This is a genomic window from Streptomyces sp. RP5T, from assembly GCF_003933965.1.
Lineage (GTDB): Bacteria > Actinomycetota > Actinomycetes > Streptomycetales > Streptomycetaceae > Streptomyces.
In genome coordinates, this window is sequence record NZ_RSAJ01000481.1 from 1 (window position 1) to 6,383 (window position 6,383).

The following is a 6,383-nucleotide window of genomic DNA, read 5'->3' on the forward strand; positions in this document are numbered from 1 at the left end:
GTGGGGGAGCGGGGGCTGACCGCGGAGATCGAGCTGAGGCCCGGCGAGCGGCACGACCTGGTTCTGGAGTGCGCGGTGTCCCCCCTCCCGGCCGAGGCACCGGAGGCGGGGCGGGCCTGGGCCGCCACCGAAGCCGCCTGGCGCGAGACGGTCCCCGCGCTCGACGACACAGTCGCCCCACGTGACGCGCGCCGGGCGTACGCCGTCCTGCGCGGCCTGACCACCCGGGGCGGCGGCATGGTCGCGGCGGCCACCACCAGCCTGCCCGAGCGTGCCGAGGAGGGCCGGAACTACGACTACCGGTACGTGTGGATCCGCGATCAGAGCTACGCGGGCCAGGCCGCCGCCGCAGTCGGCGACCACAGCCTCCTCGACAAGGCCGTCGGGTTCGTCACCGCCCGCCTGCACGCGGACGGGTCCCACCTGGTGCCCGCCTACACCGTGCACGGCGACCCCGTGCCGTCCCAGCGCGCACTCGACCTGCCCGGTTACCCCGGCGGCTTCGACCGGGTCGGCAACCAGGTCCGCGAGCAGTTCCAGCTGGACTGTTTCGGCGAGGCCCTGCTGCTCCTGGCTGCTGCCGAACGCCACGGGCGCCTGGACGAGGGCCATTGGAAGGCCGTGGAGATCGCCGTGCGGGCCGTGGCGGACCAGTGGCGCCAACCCGACGCGGGCATCTGGGAGCTGAGCGAACGGATGTGGACCCACAGCAGGCTCATCTGCGTCGCGGGCCTGCGGGCCGTGGCCGCGGCGGCGCCCCGCCATCCGCTCGCCGAGACCTGCACCTCCCTGGCCGACACGCTCCTCGACGCCACCGCGCGGACCTGCCTGCACCCTGACGGCCACTGGCAGCGCACCCCCGACGACCCCTCCGTGGACGCCGCCCTGCTGCTGCCCGGCGTACGCGGTGCGCTGCCCGCCGCCGATCCGCGCACCCGGGCCACCCTCGCCGCGTGCCGCAGGGAACTGGCCGACGACCACTTCCTGTACCGCTTCCGCCACGACGACCGCCCCCTGGAGGAGGCCGAGGGCGCCTTCCTGCTGTGCGGGTTCGTCATGGCGCTGGCCGAGCACCAGCAGGGCCGGACCGTCGAGGCGTACCGCTGGTTCGAACGCAACAGGGGCGGCTGCGGGGCGTCGGGGCTGTACGCCGAGGAGTTCGACATCGCCCAGCGTCAGCTGCGCGGCAATCTTCCGCAGGCGTTCGTCCACGCACTGCTGCTGGAGGCGGCCGCCCGGCTCGGTGAGTGACCGGGCGCCCGCCTCCAGGGGTTGCGGAGCTGTGTTCTTGTTCGACGGTTGCCGGAAGGCCGGCGCGACAAGGCCCGCGACACGGCCGTGGGCCTCAGCCGCCTCCCGGCCCGCCGCTGCCGAACGAGCCGCTGCTGCCCTCGTCCCAGCGCGGGCGGTCGGCACCCGAACCGGTCCGGGTCGGGCTGTTGCCGTGGTTGGGCAGTTCGTGCGGGGTCAGTCGGGTGTCGCTCCTGGGCACCTCGTCGGGCTCCCGGTGCTCCCTGACCTCACGGACCGGCCCGCCCTCGGGCAGCCTCGGCTGCTCCTCGGGCGTGGGCGGAGGAGACTCGCGGCGCCTGACACGGGAGCCCAGGAAGAAGGCGCCGATCAGCACCGCCACGACCACGACACCCGCCACGATCACTCCGGCCGCGAGGCCGCCCCGGCCCGCGGCCAGGTCCATCCATTCGCTGTTCAGGGCTTGGTTCATGTCACGCGGGTACCCCCGGACCTCCGAGCGACACAGCGACACGATCGTCCCCGCAGTCCGGGAAACCGCCCAGAACTCCGGGTTTGGCCGCCCGGAGCCCGGCTACCCGCCCCGGGTGACGACTTCGACTTCTCAGCAGGAGCTCTTCCAGTTCCTCGAGGACCGCTTCGCGTGTGCTCAGGCCTGCACCGAGTGCGCACGGATCTGCGCGCTGCGTGCGAGCCTGGTCGCTCCCGACGGGCCCGAGGACCAGGAACTCCTGCGCCGCAAGGGCATCATGTGCGCCGAGGTGTGCGACGCCACCTGCCGGGTGCTGTCCGAGGACAACCACCTCGACGAGGCCGGCATCCGCGTCCAGCTGGAGTGGTGCCGGTCGGTGTGCCTGGAGTGCGCGCAGGTCCTGGACCGGCACACCGGCGCCGAGGACGCGGCCAAGGCGTGCCGCGAGTGCGCCCAGGCGTGCACGGACTTCATGGCGACCCTGGTCTGAGCCCGCCCCGGCCCAGGTCTCAGCCCTGCATCCCGCCCAGATCTGAGCCAGCCGCTGGCCCGCCGCCGGCCTGCCGCCGTCCCGGCCCCGGACGCTGCTCCCTCCGCGCACGCCCCTGCCGCGCCGGAGATACCCCTCCTGGCCGTTCCCAATCTCTGGAACACGTTCTACGGTGTGCGCCGTCAGGACCGGTCCCGGGAAGCCTGGAGGCGCCGTGCATCTCGACCACACACCCGAGCAGCAGCGGCTGCGCACCGAACTGCGCGCCTACTTCGCCGACCTGGTCCCCGACAACGCGCACGCCCGCTTCACCGACCGGGACGCCCAGAAGCGCTTCTACCGCGACACCATCCGCCGCCTCGGCACCGATGGCTGGCTCGGCGTCGGCTGGCCCAAGGAGTACGGCGGCCGCGGCCTGACCGCGATGGAACAGTTCATCTTCTTCGACGAGGCCGCCCAGGCCGGAGTACCACTGCCGCTGATGGCCCTCAACACCGTGGGGCCGACGATCATGCAGTACGGCACCGAGGAGCAGAAGTCCTGGTTCCTGCCGCGGATCCTCTCCGGTGAGATCGACTTCGCGATCGGCTACAGCGAGCCCGGCGCGGGCACCGACCTGGCCTCCCTCAAGACGCGCGCGGTACGGGACGGGGACGCGTACGTCGTCAACGGCCACAAGATCTGGACCACCAACGGCGACACCGCCGACTGGGTCTGGCTCGCCGTCCGCACCGACCCCGACGCCCCGCCGCACAAGGGCATCACCATGCTCCTGATGCCGACCACCGACCCCGGCTACTCGTGCACCGTCATCAACACCCTCGCCTCGCACGACACCACGGCCAGCTACTACGAGAACGTCCGCGTCCCCGTCTCCCACCGGGTCGGCGAGGAGAACCAGGGCTGGCGGCTGATCACCAACCAGCTCAACCACGAACGCGTCACCCTCGCCGCCCACGGCACCATGGCGATCCGCGCCCTGCACGACGTGCAGCGCTGGGCCATGGAGACCAAGCTGACCGACGGCCGCCGGGTGATCGACCTGCCGTGGGTGCGCCGCGGCCTGGCCCGGACCCACACCCGCCTCGACGCCCTCAAGCTCCTCAACTGGCGGATGGTGAACGCCGTCCAGGACGGCACCCTCACCCCGCAGGACGCCTCCGCGGTCAAGGTGTACGGCTCCGAGGCCCGCCGGGACGCCTACGCGTGGCTCATGGAGATCGTCGCCGCGGCGGGCGCCCTGAAGGAGGGCTCGGCCGGAGAGGTCCTGCACGGCGAACTGGAGCGCGGCTACCGCTCGGCGGTCATCTTCACCTTCGGCGGCGGCAACAACGAGATCCAGCGGGAGATCATCTCGTGGATCGGCCTGGGTATGCCGCGGGTACGGCGTTAGCCTGCCGACATGACGGCTGACCCGGGGTTGTTCGGTCCCTCGTCCGTGACCTGGCAGATGCACGGCGACCCGATGATGTGGGTCGCCGGCGTCCGCGCGCTCTACCTCCAGGCCCTGCACCCGCGCGCGGTGCGCGGTGTCATGCAGAACTCCACTGCGTTCGATCGTCAAAAGAGCGGCCGGCGCGATGCCTGGGGCCGGCTGATGCGCACCGCCGACTTCGTCGGCACCACGACCTACGGCACCACCGAGGCCGCCGAGAAGGCCGGAGCCCGGGTCCGGAAGATCCACCGGATGCTCGGCGCGACCGACCCCGACACCGGTGAACGCTACGGCGTCGACGAACCCGAACTCCTGCTGTGGGTGCACTGCGCCGAGATCGACTCCTACCTCCACGTCGCCCGCCGCTCCGGGTTCCGCCTCACCGACGAGCAGGCGGACCGCTACCTCGCCGAACACCGGGTCAGCGCCCGCCTGGTGGGCCTCGACCCCGACGCCGTACCGGCGAACCAGGCCGAGATGAGCGCCTACTTCGAGAAGGTGCTCCCGGAGCTCGCCGCCACGCCCGAGGCCCGCGAGGTGGACGACTTCCTGCTCCGGCCGCCGACGCACCCCCTTCTCGTCCCGGCGCGGGAGGTGCTGTGGCGGCGCGTGGCACAGCTGGCGTACGCCGCCCTGCCGCCGTACGCCCACGAGCTGTACGGCAGGGAAGCACCCGAACCCGCCACCGTCACCCGGCGGTTGCGTGCCACCGGCACCCTGCTTCGCGGTGTACCCGCACGGCTGCGCTGGCAACTCCCGCCCAAGCACATCCTGCGTGCGATGGACCGGCTCGGACCGGGCGCCCGGCCCGCCCCGTACAAACTCGGACGACAGGTCGCCATACTGGACGAGTCAGGGGAAGGCGGGGCGAACTTCGACGGGGGCGGTCGCGGGAGATGGGGGACAGCAGGCTCATCCAGGGGCGGTACCGACTGCTCGACCTGATCGGGCGCGGTGGCATGGGCGAGGTGTGGCGGGCCCGCGACGAGTCGCTGGGCCGGCACGTCGCCGTGAAGTGCCTCAAGCCGCTGGGCGGGCAGCACGACCAGACCTTCACCCGGGTGCTGCGCGAGCGGTTCCGGCGCGAGGCCCGGGTGGCCGCCGCGCTCAGCCATCGCGGGGTGACCGTCGTCCATGACTTCGGCGAGTCCGACGGTGTCCTCTACCTGGTGATGGAACTCCTGGAGGGGCGCAACCTCAGCCAGCTCCTGGAGGACAACAAACAGCACCCCCTGCCCGTGGCCGACGTCATCGAGATCGCCGACCAGGTCGCCGCCGCCCTCGCCTACACCCACCAGCAGGGCGTGGTGCACCGCGACCTGAAGCCCGCCAACATCGTCCGCCTCACCGACGGCACCGTGAAGATCTGCGACTTCGGCATAGCCCGGCTCGGCCACGACGTCGACTTCACCTCCCGGCTCACCGGCACCGGAATCGCGATGGGCACCCCGCACTACATGTCGCCGGAGCAGATTGGGGGTTCCGAGGTCGACCAGCGCAGCGACCTGTACTCCCTGGGGTGCGTGCTGTACGAGATCGCCACCGGGGCACCGCCGTTCGACCTGGAGGACGCGTGGGCGATCCTCGTCGGCCACCGCGACACCCCGCCCCGCCCGCCGCGCAGCCACCGCGCCGAACTCCCCGAGTACCTCGACCGGGTCATCCTCGACCTGCTTGCCAAGCAGCCCGAACAACGCCCGCACGACGCACGCGAGGTGGGCCACCGGATCACCCTGGGCCGCACCACACCGGCGTACGTCCCGACCGTGGTGACCCCGCGGCCCGACTTCCGGCCGCTCCCACCGGACCGTCCCCGCGAGAGGCCGCTGCCGTCCTGGACCCGGGGCATGACCACCGGCCACAAGGCCACCGGTGCCGGCCTGGTCACCACACCCCCGGACGCCGGGGCCGCCCTCACCGGCGAGTGGATCGCCCGCCCCGCCACCGGCCGGGTCGAGGAACCCGCGCCGGCCGGGCCGCCCGTCCCGTCCGCGCAGGCCCTGACGGCACTGGCCGGGCGGCACAACGCGGGACTGAGCCTCGGGCGGCTGGGCCGCTGGGCGGAGGCCGGCGAGGTGCACCGCGCGGTCGCCGCCGAGCGTGAGCACCTGCTCGGCCCCGACCACCCCGACACCCTCGCCAGCCACTACGAGGTCGCCTTCACCCTCAGCCGCACCGGCCGCGCGGCCGACGCCCTGCGCGAGTACAAGCACGTGGCCGCCACCAGGACCCGCACCCTGGGCGCCGACCACCCCGACACCCTCGCCGCGCGTCAGGAGATGGCGTACGTCCTCGGCCAGTTGGGCCGCCACTTCGACGCCCACCAGGTCTACAACTCGGTGCTCGCGGCCCGTGAGCGCGAGATGGGTCCCGACCACCCCGACACCCTCCGCTGTCGCCACAACCTCGCCTTCAACCTCTCCAGGCTCGGCCGTCTGGAGGACTCGTACCGCATGGCCCGCGAGGTGGCCGCCGCGCGCGCCCGGGTGCTGGGCGCCGACCACCCCGACACCCTGGTCACCCGCTACGAGGTCGCCTACGCGCTCGGCCAGCTGGGCCGCTGGACGGAGGCCCTGCAGACCTACCACGAGGTCGCCGAGGCCCGCGCCCAGGCGCTCGGCCCCGACCATCCCGACACCCTCGCCGCCCGCTACGAGGTCGGCATCAGCCTCGGCCGCCTCGGACGCAGCGCCGACGCGCTGCGGCTCTACCGCGACCTGATCGAGGACCGTACC

6 protein-coding genes are annotated in these 6,383 nt (G+C 72.8%); 5 read left to right on the plus strand and 1 reads right to left on the minus strand.

Going from position 1 to position 6,383, the window contains the following annotated elements; translation table 11 throughout:
- The coding region (locus EHS43_RS34020; protein WP_125194504.1) for a glycoside hydrolase family 15 protein at positions 1 to 1,251 on the plus strand (1,251 nt) is incomplete at its 5' end.
- 94 nt (positions 1,252 to 1,345) lie between these two features.
- On the opposite strand, the gene EHS43_RS34025 is transcribed toward EHS43_RS34020, so the two are convergent.
- A complete protein-coding gene (locus EHS43_RS34025) occupies positions 1,346 to 1,723 on the minus strand; it encodes a DUF6479 family protein (protein WP_260470829.1) in 378 nt (125 codons plus the stop codon).
- A gap of 115 nt (positions 1,724 to 1,838) precedes the next feature.
- Between EHS43_RS34025 and EHS43_RS34030 the strand changes: the two genes are divergently transcribed.
- The 4 genes from EHS43_RS34030 to EHS43_RS34045 all read left to right on the plus strand — a co-directional run.
- Positions 1,839 to 2,213 carry a ferredoxin gene (locus EHS43_RS34030; RefSeq protein ID WP_125194505.1) on the plus strand — a complete coding sequence of 125 codons (375 nt, stop codon included), beginning with the start codon at positions 1,839 to 1,841 and terminating at the stop codon, positions 2,211 to 2,213.
- A gap of 214 nt (positions 2,214 to 2,427) precedes the next feature.
- Positions 2,428 to 3,606: an acyl-CoA dehydrogenase family protein gene (locus tag EHS43_RS34035; RefSeq protein ID WP_125194506.1), complete on the plus strand. Its 1,179-nt coding sequence runs from the start codon at positions 2,428 to 2,430 to the stop codon at positions 3,604 to 3,606.
- A 9-nt stretch (positions 3,607 to 3,615) separates the two neighbouring features.
- On the plus strand, positions 3,616 to 4,593 hold the full coding sequence (locus EHS43_RS34040) for an oxygenase MpaB family protein (protein ID WP_125194507.1): 978 nt from the start codon (positions 3,616 to 3,618) through the stop codon (positions 4,591 to 4,593).
- Positions 4,545 to 6,383 (plus strand): serine/threonine-protein kinase (locus tag EHS43_RS34045; protein WP_148104152.1); only part of this gene is annotated, 1,839 nt, incomplete at its 3' end. The genes EHS43_RS34040 and EHS43_RS34045, both read left to right, overlap by 49 nt.

Bases quoted from the DNA above. Each gene is read 5' to 3' on its own strand.
- EHS43_RS34025 (WP_260470829.1), bottom strand. From the start codon at position 1,723: ATGAACCAAGCCCTGAACAGCGAATGGATGGACCTGGCCGCGGGCCGG.
- EHS43_RS34040 (WP_125194507.1), top strand. From the start codon at position 3,616: ATGACGGCTGACCCGGGGTTGTTCGGTCCCTCGTCCGTGACCTGGCAG.